Genomic DNA, 19,489 nt, shown 5'->3' with positions numbered 1-19,489 from the left:
CCTAACGATATTGGCACGCTTACTTAACTTTATCGGCAAACATAACATCCGTTTAGGCGCTGGCGCTTAACTAACATTTTGTTGGCTCGTAGCCCTTGGCTCATAGTCGATAGTCGATAGTCGATAGTCGATAGTCGATAGTCGATAGTCGATAGTGATAAGGTCATCCCCGTGGGCTAATGATGCAACTTTTTATGCAATATTCCGTATTTGTGCGTTTTGGTTGATGGTCGAGGATAGATGTCATCATCTGGTATTGTTAACGTTACATCCCCCTGTTGAATTGAATTATCATGGTTGTGGATCCGCCATAAAATGAGATAGTCAGCGGGAGCAAGTTTGGGGATCTCAAAAGAAAATGCCTTATGTTCACCCTTAGGGACTTGAACACCTAAGTTAATCAGGTAACCGTCGTTATCCTTAATAGTCATTGACGTTAAGATAACGGCCTCATCGAATGAAATCTTCATTATACTCGCAGGAGCCATAATGAACTCTACGGCTACACTACGATCAGTTACGGTGCGATCATTTGGGCTTAGCTCATTGGCAGAAACGCGGTTAGTGGCCAACATCGTCAATAAAAATAGTCCGAAACAGTTATAAAATGTCATTTGTAACGCCTTATCATTTAGCTAAATAATGATAATCAGACTGTAAAACCCGTTGCATACTAGCTTCGAAATTCCAACAGGCTACGGCAGTAGCCTCTAACTCATATAACAACTGACTGTCTGCTAACATAAAGTACCGCTATGTACGATTGGCGTGATCCAGTAACGACAAGGATTGTTTTTACACACAACAGCGAGGGCGCTCAATAATGCCTGTTGCTGCTCAAGCGGATGCATAATTTCAAATTTACAAAACTCCCGGTAACCTTCAACTTGCTCCTTAATATTAAAGTGGCTGTGCTCGCGACTAAAACCACAGATATTACCTAGGCTAAAACCTGACAAGAAATCAAGCTCAATTAAGGTATCGACGATATCATCCTTGATATCATTTTGGGCGATCAGCACTAACAGTTGCTCGGTGATCATCGACGTTTCTCCAGCCAGTAATAAAGGATGGGCAATAAATAAAGTGTTGTGATGGTTGATGTTAACAAACCACCTATGACCACAATGGCTAAAGGTTTTTGGATTTCAGCACCCGGTCCAGAAGCAAATACCAGCGGCATTAACCCAAACATCGCTGTGGTGGCCGTCATCAAGATTGGCCGTAAACGCCTGGCAGCGCCCTGCTCTACTCGTGCCAATAAACCACTGAATAGATGTTTGGTCTGCTCATAATAACTCACCATCACCACGCCATTGAGTACCGCCACGCCAAGCAGTGCAATAAAACCGACAGATGCTGGTACAGATAGATATTCACCGGAAAAATATAAGCTCACAATACCGCCCATCATGGCAAACGGCACGTTAGCGAGGATCAAACCGGCTTTAGCCAGTGAGCCAAAAGTGGTGAACAAGATTAGCGTAATTAATGCAATCGCTATTGGGATAACCAGCAGTAAATTATTGGTCGCACGTTGTTGGTTTTCAAACTCGCCACCAAAGCTGACACTGTATCCGCTAGGAAACTTGATCTCGGCGGTAATTTTAGCGTTGAGCTCTTCTACAAAACTGACGATATCGCGTCCCTGCACGTTAGTAGTGATAACCGAGAAACGATCGCCTTGCTCTCGTTCAATTAAAATCGGTCCTTCTTTGTAGCTTAACTTGGCCACATCGGTAATGCGCTTCAGTGAATGATCCGGCATCACCAGCAACTGATTTTGCAGTTCATGAATGCTACTTAAGCCACTTTGATTATTGGCTATCAATACTGGCGTGCGCTTCTTACCTTGTAGCACTTCGGTGACAACCACCCCTTCGAGTTGACTCTTGAGGTAACGAGCAAACTCCATGGTACTCATGCCAAAACCGCGAGCCAATTCGTTATCTAAGGTTAAATTGATAAAAGGACTGCCTTCAATCATCGACATTTTGACATCAATACTGCCGCTCGTGGCACTGACCAACTGCTCTATCTGAGCGGTTAATTGCCCAAGAGTATCAATATCGGTGCCAAATACCTTAATGGCCACATCACCAATACTGCCGGTAAGCATTTCCGAGACGCGCATCTGGATAGGCTGGGTAAAGTTAAAATTCACCCCAGGAAAATTAAGCAGCTCGCTGCGAATCGCCTCAATTAATTGCTCTTTATGATCAAATCGCCATTCATCCCGTGGAGCAAGCTCCAGAAATACATCGGTCTCATTAAGGCCCATAGGATCTAAACCAATTTCATCGGCTCCGGTGCGAGCAACCATCTGCTTAATCTCAGGAACTGCAGCAAGCAAGGTCTGCTGAATTTGCTTATCAATCGCAATAGAGGCCTCAAGCGAGATAGAAGGCGATTTTTCTAGCTGTAAAATGATGTCACCTTCATCTAAGGTGGGCATAAAGGTTTTACCCACTAAGCTAAACAAGCCTAAGCTGACAATGAGTAAGACGAACGCGATGATTATAAAAGGCTTTTTATGATTAAAGGTACTTTTAAGGCTGCTGAGGTAGGCGGCTTTGAGTTTTTCAATGGCCTTGGGTTCTTGGGCGGCCTTTTCATTAACAAGATAAGAGGCAACTACCGGAATGACGGTGAGCGATAACACCAATGCCGACAACATGGCGAACACGATTGTCACCGCAACAGGAGTAAACAATTTGCCCTCAAGCCCTGTTAACGTCAGTAACGGCGAGAACACTATCATTACAATCACAGTGCCAGACACCACAGGAATGGCGACATCTTTAGTGGCACGATAAATAAGATGTAAGCGCGGTAAACGTTGCTTAGTCGCAATCAGGTTGACCATGTTTTCAACCACCACCACTGAAGAATCAACCAACATACCAATGGCAATCACTAATCCCCCCAAGCTCATCAGATTGGCAGAAAGATTGAATAGATCCATCATCAAAAAAGTCATCAATGCAGCGAGAGGCAAAGACAATGACACCACCAAAGCGGCGCGGACATTACCTAAAAACAGAGCCAATAGCACAATGACTAACAGCACAGCTTCAAACAATGCACTTGAAATAGTATTGATGGCGGTATTAATTAGATTAGCGCGATCATAAAAGGTATTAATCACACTGCCTTCAGGTAACGTTACGCTTATCTGTTCAAGCTTGTCTTTAATGCTGCTGACCACTTGGGCAGTATTGGCATCTTTAAGGGCAATAATTAATGCCTCAGCAGCCTCTTCACCGTCTTTGGTCACGGCGCCATAACGAGCCAGATGGCCAATTTGAATGTCAGCCAAGTCCCTAAGGCGATACACCTTGGCGTCATCGGCCTTAATCACCAATTGCTTAAGTTCATCAATATCATCAATGCGCCCTTCAGCGCGGACGATAATAGTATCGGTGCCAATAGTGAGCTTGCCGGCGCCTTCATTATGGTTATTATCAATAATCGCTTGTTGTAATGAGGCAAAACTCACCCCGGCGGCGGCCATCGCTGAAGGATTGGGATTAATGCTAAAGCTCTTAGCATAACCGCCCAAAATATTGACATCGGCGACCCCAGCAACGGTGCGCAGCAGTGGGCGAACTTCCCATTCCAGTAACTGCCTGCGTTCCATTAAAGATAAATTAGGGTTTTCCAGAGTGAACATAAAAATCTCACTCAATGGCGTACTCATAGGTGCAACACCACCCGATACGCCCTCTGGAAAACTGTCCCACACCGCGGCTAGTCGCTCGCTCACCTGCTGTCTTGCCCAATAGATATCAGTCCCTTCGATAAAATCCAAGGTAATGTCGCTGATGGCGTACTTGGTCGTTGAGCGTAAAATAGCCTGATTCGGTATACCTAATAACTCAGTTTCGATAGGCACGGTAATTTGAGCTTCAATTTCTTCAGGGGTCATGCCCGGTGCTTTTAGGATGATTTTCACTTGGGTCGGTGAAATATCAGGAAACGCATCCAGCGGAATAAAAAACCAAGCGCGAGCGCCAGCTAACATTAATATCAGCGCCACAATAAGCACGAACAGGCGCTGAGTGAGCGAAAAACGGATCACGGAAGCGAGCATATTATTCGCCTCCTAAGCCAAGTAATATTCCTTTAACAGCAGCAACAGATTGAGATAACACTTGTATTTGGCTTAAGTCTTGATCACTAGCAACAATATATTCATCAGGGGTAGAGCCTAAAATATCGATACTGAGCGCGGACAATGTTTGCGTTGTTTGTATAAAGATTTGGCTCTCTTGTTGCCAACTAAATACGCTATTTTTGGGTAACAGATACACGGCTTTTTGATACTCAGGTATCGCGGTGATTTGCTGCCCTAACAGTAGGTTACACTCTTGAGGTACCGGCATTGACCATGCAGTTAAAAACACACCATCCGCAATGGCCGATACTTCATCTATCGCAATATGACACTGATTAATGTTAACCGCCGATAATGAGGTTGATTGACTCATGGGCACATTCACCTTAACCCTAATACTGTCGGTGGGTACCAGCGAAAATAACTGGGCGCCGGCGGTATAAGGGCTATTGAGATGATTAAGATTGACTATGCCTGCAACGGGTGCCATCACCACTAACGATTCTGTATCAGCATCGATGCTTTGCACCATCTCCATAAAATGTTGCATATGCTCGTATTCAAGGTGAGTACTGAAATAGTCTTGACTGATCTCGCGCCACTTATCCGTGCTAATACTGCCATTGTTTAATAGCGGCTTGTTGCGGTCATAACGCTGTTTAGCAAGTTGATAAAGACTTTTAGCCGCCTCTATTTGAGCCAGAAAATGAAACACTTCAGGCCCGGTCAATCTTACAATCGCCCGGCCTTTGGTGACAATTTGCCCCTGGCCCACTAAAAACGTCACTTGTTGGATATTTTCAGGTGTACTGACCCAATAATCATTACCGGGTAAGCGCTCTATTTGTGCTGGCAGAGAGCTACCTTCATAACTGGCCACTTTTCGAGGCTGAATATAGCTCAGTTCTAAGCTACCCAATTCGGCAAGTGATATCGACTCCGCGGACGCGAAACTGGCTGAGAAACAGATTGATATACATAAAAAGCTGGCACCAAACTTGGCCATCATAATGAAATTCCTAAGGCTTGCAGTTGCTGAGAGTGAAGTTGTTGCTGAGAGACTTGGTTAAGCGCTAATTGCGATTCGGTATCAAGCGCATCCATATAGCGGCGCAGCCAGATTTCATAGCCAATTTGATTTTGATCTTTCACTTTTGCTAAATGTTCAGTAATGGTTCGGCTTAGCGTCAGCCCGCGCTGCAACAACTGCTGCTGTTGGCGGAGACTTTGCTGTTGCATTGCAAGCTTTTCTGTTTGAGTTTTTAATTCAAGGTAGATGCGTTCACTGTTTAGACTTTGTTCTTGATGGTCTTTTTGCCAAATGGACAGCTCACTTTGTGATAACGCCGAGCCAAAGCCCAGTGGCACGCTAATTCCGAGCCCTAAATGTTGGTCATTAAATTGATCGCCAGCGGTTTCTTTTGCGGTCAATGACAGTGTCCAGGGATCTTGCTCTCCTGCTTGCTGACTTTTAATCATTAACAACTGTTGTTGCTGTTGCAAAGATTGCAATTGCCACAATGGATGCTGCATTAACGCCACGTGAATCGCATCAAAGTTATTGGTTTCAAGTTGAGAGATTTCATGGCCGTCTTCTTCTATTTTCTGGGGCATTTCGTTAAGGCCAGTTAACGAACGAAAAAGAGAAAGCGCCTCAGCTTGTTGCTGCTTAAGATCAATCTGGGCTAAATCAATATCAACGCGCTCACGCTCGAGCAGTAATAAATTCACCACAGGTAACTCTCCAACATCGGAAAGTTGCTTTTGCTGAGCATATAATTTTTCGAGTAAACTGGCTTTACGATTCAGCTGACTAAGCTTGACCGATGCAATGCGATGGTCCCACATGCTTTGTCTGAGCAATCCAGATAAGTACAATTTTTGTAACGCTACTTGTTGGCCTTGCAAAGCTTGCGTCAACTGTCTTAGCTGTTTATCGCTGCTGTGCAAACTCAATGATTTCATCGGTAGATTGAGCGATACCTCTTGCTCGTAAATGTTATTATTATCAAGGTCGCTAAGGTAACTTAAACTAATAATGGGTAAGCCTGACAACCAAGTCGAACTGCTCAACTCTACACCACGACCATCATTGAGTGGCGTGCCATTGAGTTGTGTCGCTTTTAACCTAGCTTGGCTTATTTGCACAAGTTGTGGCAGTTCATTGCTAAAAGCGACATGGCTAAAAATACCGCTAGCTAAAGTAATTAAAAGACATATTTTGAAACTAAACTTAACCGCAGACATAAGTAATTTCTTTTACCCCAAATGTATACAGATTGTAACGGTTACCCCCTAGAATACATGGGGAATATGTATCATAATGATGGGTATAGTACATATGTACCATAAATTAGATAACTGATTTTATTGAATTAAATTAATAAGCATCATTTTTAGTTAATTTGTATTACTTATTCGTTTCAGGATCTCTGCCATGAAAAAAGATGTAGCCATTATTGTATTATTACTGCTGATAACGCTGTTTAAGCTGTTTGACATCATCGCTGACTTGCAGCTCGAGATCCCTGCTTGGCATATAGCGCAAGAGAGTATTTTGGTATTGCTTACCATAGTGGGGAGTATCTATTTAGGTTACGACCTCATACGCAGTTCTCGCCAAGTAAAAGCGCTGGGGTTCAAACTCGCAAACGCTGACAAACAGATCAATAACATGTCGAGCAAAATGCGCGCAGCCAGACAAGAATATAGTCAAACGATTGCCATTCAATTTGATACTTGGGGTTTTACAAAAAGTGAGCAGCAGGTTGCCCTTTTATTGTTAAAAGGGCTCAGTTTTAAAGAGATTGCCGAAGTGCGACTAACAAAAGAAAAAACGGTTCGTCAACAAGCCTCAACGATTTATAGTAAAGCTGAAGTCGATGGCCGCCACACTTTCAGTGCTTGGTTTATGGAAGATTTTATTCAAGACTAAAGACTTAAGATCTGGACTCGGTGTAAGACGTAACGTCTACCTGTGTGCTCACTGCTACATTTTATTATTGGCTCAACGGATAACGTAGACATAGCGATAGATCAGTTTTTACTGAGAAAGAGAAAGAGAAAGCGGGATTCCCAGAGACTGTCATTTTTCAACGAATGTGTCTAGTATTCCTAGGCCTTACCAGTCTGTAGGTGTTAATTAAACGTCAAATTCTCCCCCCCATCATTTGAGCTTAAAAATTGGCATTTTCACCCACATTCTCACCGACATAGTAAGCAATGATTTTCTTTCTCTGTTTATCAAGACGTAATAGCCCCAATCCATAATCGGTTGTGCGGTCATTATTGGACACTAAGGTCATATTTTCAGTGCCGATGGTTTGAACTCTTTGATAATATTTTCAGGAATACCACATAATCCAAGACCCCCCGTAATGATGGTTATACCAACTTAACGTACTGCTAATGCTGCGGCGTAGCTGTCAACGACCTTATTAAATCCACACATAAAGCGCTCTATTTTGAAGATTAACCAGCAAATCGTACTAATTAACCACAAGGTTGGTTAAGCGGTCTGATAAGTAAGCCAAAATCAAAATAGTTGACCTATTCCATATCAAACTTGTTATTTGTTTTACTAGCAAGGCGCATTGGCGTGTCAATAACAAGCCTATTGCAAGTTAATGCAACACAGTTAGCGGGATAAAAGACTGTTTGATGACCCTTTTATTATCCCGATCTGAGATTAATAACAATTACCGAAAAATGTAACCGTTCCTATGGTACTAAGGTGCCAAATAAATAGTCCTGTAATTGCTTTACTCTGAGGTACTAAATCTGAAAGTACTAAACCTGAAAGTACTAAACCTGAGAGTACTAAACCGGATTGTAGTGAATACAATTTCGCTATGAAACATTAACTGTGGGTGATCACATATGCTGTCATTGCCGCTATAGAATTGAGGAACGGATACTATGTCGACGTTACAAACAGGACTAAAAGGGAAAGTGGCGCTTATTACTGGCTCAACTAGCGGTATTGGTCTGGCGACTGCCCACGTGCTTGCAGAGCAGGGTTGTCATATCGTGTTACATGGGCTGATGGACCAAGATGATGGACTCTCTTTAGCCTCTGAATTTGCAGCTCAGTACCAAATAAACACTTTTTTTAGCAATGCGGACTTAAGAGATGCTAACTGCATACATGAGTTTATCAATAATGCGGTTAATGCCTTAGGGAGTATCGATATTTTGGTCAACAATGCTGGAATTCAACATACACAAGATGTCACTAATTTTCCGATAGAAAAATGGAATGACATCATCGCGATTAACTTATCCTCCGCTTTTCATACCATTCAAAAAGTCGTGCCTTTAATGGCTAAAAAAAAGTGGGGACGGATCATCAATATTGCCTCAGTCCATGGTTTAGTCGCCTCAGCGAATAAAGTGGCCTATTGCGCAGCAAAGCATGGGATTATTGGATTAACAAAAGTGGTCGCGATTGAATGTGCAGAGCAAGGTATTACCGTTAACGCAATTTGTCCTGGATGGGTTGATACGCCGCTTATCAGTAAGCAAATTGACACCATCGCAACGGATAAAAGCTTGAGTTATGAAGATGCAAAATACCAGCTGGTGACCTCCAAGCAGCCATTACCAGAAATGTTAATCCCCAGAGAAATAGGTGAGTTCGTGTTATTCCTTTGTGGCAATGCAGCAAGAGGCATTACAGGTTCAGCACTTCCGATGGACGGCGCTTGGACGGCACAATAAGCTTAGCTAACCTTATGTTTAAACGTTAGTATTTAGCAAAAAATTCAACCCGTATTCGCTGTGTGCGAATACGGGTTGTTTTATTTGCCGAGACACAGACCTTGCCAATCGATGTACTAGCCAAGATGATAGTGTTGCTTAAAATATGAGTTAGGCCTTGGCCATAAACTCAGCGATGCGCTGATAGGTTGTCATGCACTCTTGTTTAACCAAATCGTGCAGTAACATATAGGCATGGATCATGCCGTCAAACGAATAATGCTCAACATCCACACCTGCCGCGCTCAGAGCCTTCGCATAGGCTATGCCCTCATCTCTGAGCGGATCACAACCTGCAGTAAAAATGAGTGTCTTAGGTAAGTTAGCGTTAATGGTGCCAAGTAAAGGTGAAGCCTGTTTGATTTGATCAGAGCGTTGATCGGACTGCTTGAAATACTGCTCAAAATACCATTTGATGCGGCTAGTCTCGAGTAAAAATCCACAGCCATTACTATCAAGTGATGGGCTAGTTAATGTGTAATCGACACTGGGGTAAATCAGAATTTGTTGGTCTATATGAATCCGTTTATCGGTTAAGCTTTTCATGCTTAAACTGGTGCAAATAGCACCACCCGCACTGTCACCAATAATGGTGACTGAGTCTTGATGGTTAACATCATTGAGTAACTGCGCGTAATGTATTAATGCATATTCACAATCTTCAACCCCAGCAGGATAAGGATATTCAGGTGCAAGTCGATACTCGACAGATATCACCACGCACTGCGCAATACTGGCAAGGTGACGGCAAATAGGATCGTACAGCGCCACACTGCCACACATATGGCCACCACCATGAAAATGCACTAACACAGGCAAAGGCAGCTCTGGTGCAGGACTATAAACTCTAACCGGAATGGTACGATCGGTTAACGTAAGCGCTTCGTCGGCAATATAGCTCACCGATGGCGAGTCACTCATTAACGCGCCAAGTTTGTTTAAGTTTTCACGTAATATTGTCGGCGTAAATTGCACATTATTTTGCTTAGCCAAGGCGATATTACTGTTCGCTAAGGCTAGAAAATCAGTGAGTTTGGGGGATACTATTCCTCGCATAATATTAACTCCTTTGGTTTTCCGGTTTCTGGTAGAAAATAACTGCCTACAAACACAGTGCCACTGAGTAAGGTGATCATCACAAATGAGCTAAAATAGCTACCATCGCTTAAATCAACAAGCTTACCAAATACCCACAACACGATAGTAGAAACAAGATAACTGATTGACCAAAATAGGCTAAAAACCACAGTAATTTTTTGGCCTGTCATCTTAGGGAGCTCGTGAGGAATGGACACTAATGCAGTCACCGGGAAAAAGATAAAAAAGCCCAACACTATTGCACATAACGTTTGCAACCAAGACTCGGGACTAAAAGATAAACCGAAAACGGTGATAACAATAATCAACCCACTCCAGCGAAGAATAGGCAAGCGTAACGGGTTTTTGCGACTATAAAACATTCCTGCAATAGTGCCGACAATACCAAAACCAATCACCCATTTGCTTTGACTTATTCCCGCTTGAGGATAGAAAGTAAATAAACAAATGTAAAAAGAAAGCAGTCCTGAATAGGTAAAAGCATAAGCCCAATTAAATTTATCTTTTAACCCTTCTAGATAACCATATATTGCCGGCTCTGAACCAGATACATGGTTAGCGGGCGATGGCGTTTCAAACTTAACCAGTAGCCACAGCATTGCAAGTACCAAGCTAGCGGCAGAAAACAACACCAAGCTGTTTTGCCAACTGCCAGTGAGAGAGTTAATACTGGTCATTCCCCATAAAATAATTGCAGTACCTACGTTAAATGCCACCGCATTGAGACCATTAATAACCGGGCGATCTTCAGGCGAAAACCACAGCATCACTATTGGGTTGAAGTAAACAATCATGAAGGCCCCACCTAAGCCCATTAGAAAACGGCTGGCCAGAAGTAATTCATAATTAGTCGCAAAAGGTGTCACTATTCCGATAACAATTAATAGCGCCGCGAGTAAAAATGCATACTTTATCCCGCACTTCACCGCCACATAAGCGGCGCCAAATGTGCCCACTATCTTAGCCAGAGTGACAGCACCACTGATAAAGCTTGCTGAAGCTAAGCTATCAATTTGCATCGATGCCATGATGCTGTTCATGCTGGCAGTGCCTCCTACCCATGCCATGGCAAAGAGAACATAACTCGTAAAAACCAGGCCTTCTACCAAATATCTATGGGTTATTTTCATAGGCGTAATGTGTACCTTAAATGACACTAATGTAGTTTAATCATGTTATCTGATGGGTATGGATAAATAAGTACTACCTTAGTGCACCGCGATATTAAAAATCTTTATCAAACAGGATGTCTAGTGTAGTTTCGCAAGGATATAAAATAAAAATCATTGGGGAATATCTTGCAGGCTTGGTTATCTATTGATACTTGGTTGATCAGTTCAATTTCGATTGCTTATCTTGCGATGCTATTTGTGGTCGCACAGTGGGGGCAAAGTCGCGCTATAAAAAAGTTAAGCCAAAAGCCATGGGTCTATAGCTTATCCTTAGGTGTATGCTGCACTTCGTGGGCATTTTATGGCACTGTCGGGCAAGCTGCCACAACAGGGGCATGGCTTGCTCCCATTTACATAGGTTCGATCATTTGTTTAGTACTTGCTTGGCCAATGCTAATGCGGACGTTACAAATAATCAAAAGCCAGAACCTCACCTCTATTGCCGACTTTATTGCCTGTCGCTTTGACCGCTCGCCTAAAATTGCCGCCAGCGTCGCCATTGTGTCACTGCTTGGGACCATTCCTTATATTGCATTGCAGTTAAGAGCTATCAGTACCAGTTTCGATCTACTTACTGGCACGTTTCAGTCTGGGATTAGCACGGCATTTGTGGTCACTATTGTATTAATTATCTTTAGTATCTTATTCGGCACACGCCAACTCTCCGCCAGTAAGCACAATCAAGGCTTAGTACTTGCCATCGCGTTTAGTTCTATCGTGAAATTATTTGCCCTTACCGCCGTGGGCATATTTGCCACGTTTTATGTTTTCGATGGTTTTGGCGACTTGCTAACTCAAAGTCAAAACATCAAAGAAACCACCCAATCAGACTCCACTTATCTTGTGGTATCACAGGTTATTTTGGGCGCGATTACTATCTATGCGTTGCCGCAAGAGTTTCACATGATGATGATTGAAAATAATCATGACAACGAACTTAAATCGGCTCGCTGGATGGTGCCGTTATATCTATTACTGATCAATATTTTTGTATTACCTATCGCATTAGCCGGACAACTTAGCTTCCCCGGTGGCAGCGTGGGTGCAGATACTTATGTACTGACGTTACCGCTATTTTATCAGCAAGCTTGGTTGGGAATATTGGTTTACATCGGTGGACTGGCTGCAGCCACTGCAATGGTTATTGTGGCAGCTATTGTGCTTAGCACCATGATTTCGACAGAAATTTTAACCCCATTACTGTTACGTCTACCAAAATTTAACTCTCAACAAACCCCGCAATTATCAGGAATCTTATTAAATTTACGCCGTATATCTATCGCCGTAATCTTACTATCGGCCTTTGCATTTGAACGTTTTATCAATCAGCAAAATCATTTAGCCAGTATTGGCTTACTATCATTTGTGCTGTTATCTCAATTTGCGCCAGCCGCTGTAGGCGCCTTATATTGGCGAAATGCAACAACCCAAGGGGCATTCATTGGTTTAATGATGGGAAGTATTGTCTGGCTTTATACCCTACTTTTGCCCGTTACATTTCCTGATGCACTATGGGTTAACTTTGGTTTATTTGATATAACTTGGTTAACGCCAACTGCATTGTTTGGATTAACCCATTTGGACAATATCAGCCACGGTGTATTTTACAGTTTAGCGGCTAACATCGGCTGCTTTGTGGTCATTTCACTGTTTAAAGAGCAAAGCGTTGGCGAGGTTTTACAAGCCGATTTATTTGTTAACAGAAAACAAGTTCAGTCAGAACGTCACTTATCTATAGATGATTTAGCCAGTTTATTAAATCGTTTTATTAATAAAGATGAAGCCGATACCCTGCTAGCAGAATCCAAAAAGCTCAGCGGTAAAGATCAGCAGCAACAACTTGTTGATTACACTCGCCTAAAACTATCAGGCGTACTCGGTTCTGCATCGACTAGAATGGTGATGAGCGCTGCTTCTCGCAGCCAATACGTGCCACTAGAAGATGTGGTTAGCATTGTCGATGAAGCGAGCCAAATCTTTGAATTTAACCGCGAACTGCTGCAATCGGGCGTTGAAAATATTGAGCAAGGCATTAGCGTTGTAGACGCCGATATGCGTTTAGTCGCTTGGAATCAGCGCTATATTGAACTGCTCGATTACCCAAAAAATTTTGTAAAAGCGGGACTACACATTGAGCAACTGATTAGATTTAACATCGACAGGGGGATCATTGTCGGCGACGCTGCCCACGAGCTAGTTGAAAAGCGCTTAGATCATATGCGCAGTGGCAGTCCACATCATTTTCAACGCATCATGCTTGACGGAAAAGTGCTAGAAATTCGCGGCCAAGCAATGCCCGGCGGTGGGTTTGTCAGTACGTTTTCTGATATTACTGCCCATATTGAAGCAGAAAAAGCCTTACAACTTGCTAATGATACACTCGAAAAACGGGTAGAAAGCCGCACCAAAGAACTTGAAAAAGCAAAAGCAGAAGCAGAAGCGGCCAATAGCAGTAAAACACGATTTTTGGCCGCTGCAAGTCATGATTTAATGCAACCCTTTAATGCGTTAACATTATTTACTGAGATGCTGAAGCAAAGAGTCAAATCAACCGAACTTCAGGATTTAGCCACTCATATCGAAGACTCATTAAACGTAGTAGAAAGTTTGCTATCAGACCTTGTTGAAATATCTCGCTTAGACAGTAACTCGTTAAAAACCGAAAAAAGTCAATTTGCAATTGATGATATACTCTCAACATTGGTCAATGAATTTAAGGCGTTATCGGTTCAACAAGGCATTGATTTTAATTACCAGGTCTCTTCCTGTTTCGTCCACAGCGATCAAAGGCTATTACGCCGAATTATTCAAAACTTTTTGTCTAATGCGTTTCATTATTCCCCTTCAGGTAACACCAAGCACCAACCAGCGCTTCAAGATACTAAGTCAGGCAATAAGGCAAAAGAGGCCATTGAGAACGCCGATTTTGTCCCTAAGGTTCTATTAGGTGTCAGGCGACTTGAGAACGCTTTGTTAATACAAGTTTGGGACAATGGACCTGGAATTCCTGTTGATAAACGACAGGCAATTTTTTGCGAGTTTGAACGCTTAGAACTCACACGTGAAATTCCAGGTTTAGGTCTGGGCTTGGCGATATGCGATCGTATAGCAAACTTATTGGATATTAAAATATCACTGCATTCTGAAGTCGGTAAAGGAACTTGCTTCAGTGTTGAAATACCCCGTGTCTCACAACAAAAAAAGTCTGTTAATTTACTAAACATCCCCGTCGAAGATGAGATCAATAGCGACAGCTTTAATATTATTGTGCTCGTTATCGACAATGATGATCTCATGCTAAAGGCAATCTCGTCATTATTGAGTGGTTGGGGATGTCATGTGATTACAGCCAAAGATCAATCTAGCGCAATACAGCAACTGGCGGATAATCCACAACCAAGATTAATCATTGCAGACTACCATTTAGAAGATGATAAAAATGGTGTCGATTTAGTACAATATTTATTGGCGAACCACAGTGAAATGACCAATAAGCAAACCACATGTGTTATTTGCTCCGCAGATCCCTCAGAAACGGTTCGACAACATACGAGCAGTGCTCAATTTAGTTTTGTACGTAAACCGCTCAAGGCAATTGCCTTGAAACGGATCATTAAACAACTGACACCATAATAACGAGTACATTTTTAGACGCTGCTTGTTGTAGACATCGCTTAGACAAAAAGGCCTCACGTTGCGGCATTTTATTTAACGGTTTTCAATCTAAATCAGAATATTAAGCATTTATCTGCCGATTTTCAGTTGAAGTGATCATTAATTGTTGAAACACCAGCCCTGCCTGAGTGCGATTGTACACTTCAAGCTTTAGCAAAATAGCTGAAACATGCTTTTTAACGGTGGTTTCTTTAATGTTTAAGTCGTAGGCAATTTGCTTATTTAAGCGGCCATTTGCAATATTGGCTAGCACTGTGTATTGCTGGGGGGTCAACTGAGCTAATTGTTTTGCCAGACGTTGATGCTCAGCGGCTGTATGTTGATCGGCGCTGATATTAGTGTGTTCGGGTAACCAAATCCCCCCTTCAAGCACGGTTTCAATGGCGGTCGATATTTGGGTTAAATTAGCAGATTTAGGAATAAATGCACTGGCGCCAAAATTGATCGCCTTGCGAATAATTTCGGGTTGATCGTCAGAAGACACCATAATAACGACAATATCTGGGAAGTGATTTTGTAATAAGGTTAATCCTGTAAAACCATCGTTTCCAGGCATATGCAAATCAATAAAGATAATCTCTATATCTGAATGTTGCTCCACGATGGAGATTAACTCTGGAAAATTTTCAGCCTCTAACACTTCAGCATCATTGAAATTTTTAAGTACAGCTTGGGTTAAAGCGGCACGAAATAGCGGGTGATCATCTGCAATTGCCACTTTTATCTGAGACATCGTCGGCTCCTAAAAAATTGCGCTGGTGTTGTTTATTATTTATTGATTATTGATTATTGATTATTATTTATTGATCGTCCAACACACGCAGACTTCATCATCTATAAAAAGAATAACCGGTTCTATAGTGAGCCGGCTATTCTTTAATAGGCAATTGACTCATTAACGCTTAGAACATATAGCCAACCGTTAACGAAATCGTCTCCGGATCGCCATAATAACCAATTAAGGTGTTATCGCCGCCAAGTCCTGGCGTAAAGTCTCCGTTGCCGGTTGGCGTGACAAAAGCGTAGTTACCAACCAAATACTCTTCATCAGTGACGTTTTTCCAATGCAGACCGGCATTCCAATGGCCGTCATTGCTATACCAATTCACCCCAAAATTCAGCAATCCGTATCCATCTTGGCTCAATAGGTTATCCACGACCGCTAAGTCATAGTCACTGCGGTAATAGTAATTACCATTAATGATAAAACTACCCACGCCGGCTTCAATACTATAACTAAAACCAAGGTTTGCTGTGGTATCTGGGGTGTTGGTAATAGTGTAAGTATCACTTATATCAATTTTAGTACCAAATTCATCATAAGAAATCACTTCATCAAACGTGGCGTCAATTAAGCCAAGATTTGCGAATAAATTAAGTGAATCTGTTGCAGCATATTCAACTTCAAGCTCTAGTCCACTGGCTGTAGACTTACCAATGTTGCCTAAACGCTGATTGAGGTCTGAAGCATCATCACCGGGTAATACAGTCACAAATTGTCTGTCTTTATGGTTGAGATAAAATACGGTTGCATTAACACGAAGATTATCATTCCACTCACTCTTGATACCAATTTCATAGGAATCGACCGTTTCAGGGTCTACAGCAGGTTCAGCTCCGGTTGCCCTAGGGTTGAAGGTGCCCGACTTGAATCCTTGTGAGTAACTGGTAAACAGCATCATGTCATCGTTAACTTGATATTCCAGACCCACACGTGGGTTGAATTTAGACCATGTTTCTTCGTCATCAAGCACTTTAGGTATTTGAGATTCAATTAACGCTTCATCGCGCACAAACCCTGGATACCAACCAGTTTGAGGATAAATGCTGTCGAATATCACCCCGTTATAAACCGTGGCTTCTTTAGTCTCACGGGTATAACGGCCACCTAATGTCATTGATAATTGTTCAGTGAAATCATATGAGCCTTGCACATAAGCGGCATAGCTTTCACTATTGTTACAACCACTCACTTCACGCGTTAACCCTCCAAACGCTTTAAAGGCTTCTTCTAAAATAGCATCGAAAACACCACAAGAATCACCGTCAAAATAGTAAATTCCTGAGACGACATTGAGATTGTCACCAACATAGTTTGCTTGGAACTCTTGGCTAAACTGCTCATCTTCATAAATGGCGGGGACGTCAAAAATACGTAGGCTGGTATTATCAAAATCGATGTTTGTTGGCGAATAACCTTCACGTTTGGCTGTGACTGACTTTACGCTCCAATTCTCATTGAGGTTATACTCAATGGTTGCTCCCCAGCCTTCTGTTTCCACCTTATTCCAGGTAGGTAAACTGGTATAAGAGTCATATTTACTGTCAGGCACTGGGGCATCGGTTAATAAACTAGGCAGCAGGCGATAACCACCTTTTGAATTTGATTCATCTTGGGTTTTATCATAGGTAAAGCGCATAAACAGGTCATCGGTAGGCGTATATTCAACGCTTAAGCGACCCGCTATGACGTCCTTGTTATAGTTTTCAGTATCTTGGCCCTCTAATGCTGAGGTTTTAAATTCACCAAAACCATCTCGATTTAAGCTGGCAAAGGCGAAACCAACATAGAGCTTGTCATCAACAATGGGGAATTGTCCTGCGACTTTAACATCCTTTTGACCAAAGCTACCTGCAGTACCTTTAAGGCTCAATTCTCCGTCACCGGTCATTTTCTTTGTGACGTATTTAATTGCACCACCGATAGTGTTTTTGCCGTATAACGTGCCTTGTGGCCCACGAAGCACCTCAATACGCTCCACATCAAGAATGTCTAGCACTGCACCTTGCGGACGAGCAATATAGATATCATCAATGTATATACCGACACCAGGCTCATAGCCCCAAAGTGGATCTTCTTGACCTACGCCACGAATAAAAGCGGTAAGCGTAGAATTAGTGCCTCGGCTAGATTGTAATGTGGTATTGGGAGAAAACTGCTGAATTTCAGTCATTACGCTGATGCCGTTTTCTGCCAGTTCTCTTTCACTGACAGAGGTCACTGCAACAGGAACATTTTGTAAACTTTCAACCGTTTTACGAGCAGTCACTTCAATGCGCTCTAAAACAGCTTGCTTGTCGCCGCTGTTATTTTCTTCATCAGCAGCAACGGCATACTGTGCAGTTAATACCGACGAAATGGCTAAGGCAATACAACTCATTTTAATAGTATTCTGTTTCATACAGATCCCCGTGGTAATATTTATTATTAATGGTTTTGTTTACTACTCGTGTTGGTTTACTACTAACTGTTCACATATTGACTGTATAGCATTTTCAACAGCATTGAATCGGTACTATAGTAGTATGTGTTTTGGTCTATAAATTCTAAAAATATTAAGCTAATACATATTAAAAACATAAAGTTATCAAGATACCTTAATTAAACTCCCCAAAGCTTAATGATCTCAGTAACGCTACTTATTGGCGCTCTGAGTAGAAAGTCACTCTCTTCTCCACCATGTTTAATATCTGGATTGACAGCAATTCCGTGTCCGAAATCTTTGATGGTGATAAGTTCTATTAACGCCTTATTTTGAGCATTTTTCCACCGAGAAATACTGTAGCCAGCTTCATTTGTGACAGTTGGGTTAGTGTCAGATTGAGTCAATATTTGCCACTGAAAAGCTAACATTTGCGCATTATTAGCGTTGACGACATTGTCACTGTCTCCTGTCCAAATGCTTAATGAAGGCCAGTGAGTTTGCAGTGGATGTATTGCTTTGGCGAATTGAGCTAATTCCTCAACCGATTGTGACGGACCTTCTTTCATACAAGATATCGCTTTGATAAGATTATCGGCACAAGGATATGGCAACCCAGCAATAACAGCGCCGCCTTGAAATAAGTCTGGGTAATTGACGAGTGCCGCACTAGCCATAGCGCCGCCAGCAGACAGTCCGATCACATATACGTGCTTTGTAGCTAATTTCTCTTGAGTAGCCAGAATCATATTTTTTATTGACAGCATTTCGCCACTATCAAGCTGTGTATCTTGACTCGCAAACCAGTTAAAACAACGTTTCACATTATTTTGATAACTTTGTTGTGGAACTAAAACCGCAAAATTATTTTCCAATGCTAAAGATGTCAATCCACTTTTATTAGCCAGTTCCACGCCATCTTGAATACAGCCATGAAGTAAGACAATCAAAGAAGCATTACCAGTACGCGGAACATTCAAGTTTTCACTAACCGGGAGATAAAAACTTGTTAGGGCTCCAGGGTTATCTCCAAAACTTGTTAGCGGGACATAGGGCATCTCAGCGGCTTGAACAGGTAGCATCCAAAAGGTCCAACACAGAGCAAGAAGCTGCATAGTTAGACCGTATTTTTTATTTCTCATTTCAGCAATATCCAAATTCGTCATAATCATAACTTGCTGAATTTTACTGCAAACTGCAATGGCACTTTAGATCCACATAGGAGAAAGATTATATTGGAATGACTCTAAACGGTGTGGTCGGGATAATACGAGTGGAATGGGAAAAGAGGTTTAGAAAACGGGTATATTAGAAACGACAAAGGCCTAGCATTTCTGCTAGGCCTTCTAAATTTGGCAGGGGTGGCAAGACTCGAACTCGCAACCATCGGTTTTGGAGACCGCTGTTCTACCAATTGGAACTACACCCCTGTTGACGAGGGCATTATGCTAAAACCCCCTCCAAAG

Annotated in this window: 14 protein-coding genes and 1 tRNA gene; 3 read left to right on the top strand and 12 right to left on the bottom strand. The window is 42.3% G+C overall.

The features are described 5' to 3' along the window. Nucleotides 1-176: 176 nt before the first annotated feature. The 5 genes from EGC80_RS09020 to EGC80_RS09000 form a co-directional block, all read right to left on the bottom strand. Nucleotides 177-614 carry a copper resistance protein CopC gene (locus tag EGC80_RS09020; protein ID WP_124012378.1) on the bottom strand — a complete coding sequence of 146 codons (438 nt, stop codon included), beginning with the start codon at nucleotides 612-614 and terminating at the stop codon, nucleotides 177-179. Nucleotides 615-737: 123 nt separating this feature from the next. Continuing rightward, nucleotides 738-1,043 carry a DUF3240 family protein gene (locus tag EGC80_RS09015; protein ID WP_101034331.1) on the bottom strand — a complete coding sequence of 102 codons (306 nt, stop codon included), beginning with the start codon at nucleotides 1,041-1,043 and terminating at the stop codon, nucleotides 738-740. Continuing rightward, nucleotides 1,040-4,093 carry an efflux RND transporter permease subunit gene (locus EGC80_RS09010; protein ID WP_124012379.1) on the bottom strand — a complete coding sequence of 1,018 codons (3,054 nt, stop codon included), beginning with the start codon at nucleotides 4,091-4,093 and terminating at the stop codon, nucleotides 1,040-1,042. Before EGC80_RS09010 ends, EGC80_RS09015 begins: the two co-directional genes overlap by 4 nt. Nucleotide 4,094: 1 nt before the next feature. Then, the gene (locus EGC80_RS09005; protein WP_124012380.1) at nucleotides 4,095-5,126 is read right to left on the bottom strand and encodes an efflux RND transporter periplasmic adaptor subunit; all 1,032 of its coding nucleotides are present in this window, start codon (nucleotides 5,124-5,126) and stop codon (nucleotides 4,095-4,097) included. Then, nucleotides 5,123-6,364 (bottom strand): metal transporter, encoded by a 1,242-nt coding sequence (locus EGC80_RS09000; protein WP_124012381.1) that lies wholly within the window; start codon nucleotides 6,362-6,364, stop codon nucleotides 5,123-5,125. The genes EGC80_RS09005 and EGC80_RS09000 overlap by 4 nt, the downstream gene beginning before the upstream one ends. 190 nt (nucleotides 6,365-6,554) lie before the next feature. Here EGC80_RS09000 and EGC80_RS08995 point away from each other — a divergent pair, with 190 nt between their 5' ends. Next, nucleotides 6,555-7,052, top strand: a complete 498-nt coding sequence (locus tag EGC80_RS08995; protein ID WP_101034327.1) for a helix-turn-helix transcriptional regulator — start codon at nucleotides 6,555-6,557, stop codon at nucleotides 7,050-7,052. A gap of 241 nt (nucleotides 7,053-7,293) precedes the next feature. Here the strand turns inward: EGC80_RS08995 and EGC80_RS22830 are convergent, their stop codons facing one another. Beyond that, nucleotides 7,294-7,422, bottom strand: coding sequence for a hypothetical protein (locus EGC80_RS22830; RefSeq protein WP_267898635.1), 129 nt, complete (start codon nucleotides 7,420-7,422; stop codon nucleotides 7,294-7,296). A 613-nt stretch (nucleotides 7,423-8,035) separates the two neighbouring features. Here EGC80_RS22830 and EGC80_RS08990 point away from each other — a divergent pair. Continuing rightward, nucleotides 8,036-8,836, top strand: a complete 801-nt coding sequence (locus EGC80_RS08990; RefSeq protein WP_124012382.1) for a 3-hydroxybutyrate dehydrogenase — start codon at nucleotides 8,036-8,038, stop codon at nucleotides 8,834-8,836. Nucleotides 8,837-8,986: 150 nt separating this feature from the next. Here the strand turns inward: EGC80_RS08990 and EGC80_RS08985 are convergent, their stop codons facing one another. Both EGC80_RS08985 and EGC80_RS08980 read right to left on the bottom strand, forming a co-directional pair. Then, nucleotides 8,987-9,931: an alpha/beta hydrolase gene (locus EGC80_RS08985; RefSeq protein WP_124012383.1), complete on the bottom strand. Its 945-nt coding sequence runs from the start codon at nucleotides 9,929-9,931 to the stop codon at nucleotides 8,987-8,989. Continuing rightward, the gene (locus tag EGC80_RS08980; protein WP_124012384.1) at nucleotides 9,919-11,103 is read right to left on the bottom strand and encodes an MFS transporter; all 1,185 of its coding nucleotides are present in this window, start codon (nucleotides 11,101-11,103) and stop codon (nucleotides 9,919-9,921) included. Before EGC80_RS08980 ends, EGC80_RS08985 begins: the two co-directional genes overlap by 13 nt. Before the next feature lie 168 nt (nucleotides 11,104-11,271). On the opposite strand from EGC80_RS08980, the gene EGC80_RS08975 reads away from it, so the two are divergent. Then, nucleotides 11,272-14,778 carry a hybrid sensor histidine kinase/response regulator gene (locus EGC80_RS08975; protein WP_124012385.1) on the top strand — a complete coding sequence of 1,169 codons (3,507 nt, stop codon included), beginning with the start codon at nucleotides 11,272-11,274 and terminating at the stop codon, nucleotides 14,776-14,778. A gap of 103 nt (nucleotides 14,779-14,881) precedes the next feature. On the opposite strand, the gene EGC80_RS08970 is transcribed toward EGC80_RS08975, so the two are convergent. The 4 genes from EGC80_RS08970 to EGC80_RS08955 all read right to left on the bottom strand — a co-directional run bounded on the left by EGC80_RS08970 (nucleotide 14,882) and on the right by EGC80_RS08955 (nucleotide 19,453). Further along, the gene (locus EGC80_RS08970; protein ID WP_101034322.1) at nucleotides 14,882-15,553 is read right to left on the bottom strand and encodes a response regulator transcription factor; all 672 of its coding nucleotides are present in this window, start codon (nucleotides 15,551-15,553) and stop codon (nucleotides 14,882-14,884) included. A 169-nt stretch (nucleotides 15,554-15,722) separates the two neighbouring features. Next, nucleotides 15,723-18,002, bottom strand: a complete 2,280-nt coding sequence (locus EGC80_RS08965; RefSeq protein ID WP_124693469.1) for a TonB-dependent receptor — start codon at nucleotides 18,000-18,002, stop codon at nucleotides 15,723-15,725. 200 nt (nucleotides 18,003-18,202) lie between these two features. Continuing rightward, nucleotides 18,203-19,189 carry an extracellular catalytic domain type 1 short-chain-length polyhydroxyalkanoate depolymerase gene (locus tag EGC80_RS08960; RefSeq protein WP_233768624.1) on the bottom strand — a complete coding sequence of 329 codons (987 nt, stop codon included), beginning with the start codon at nucleotides 19,187-19,189 and terminating at the stop codon, nucleotides 18,203-18,205. A gap of 187 nt (nucleotides 19,190-19,376) precedes the next feature. Further along, nucleotides 19,377-19,453: transfer RNA gene (locus EGC80_RS08955), tRNA-Trp, on the bottom strand. Nucleotides 19,454-19,489 lie beyond the last annotated feature (36 nt).

Source organism: Shewanella psychromarinicola, assembly GCF_003855155.1.
GTDB lineage: Bacteria > Pseudomonadota > Gammaproteobacteria > Enterobacterales > Shewanellaceae > Shewanella > Shewanella psychromarinicola.
This window is presented reverse-complemented; position numbering and strand designations above follow the sequence as displayed.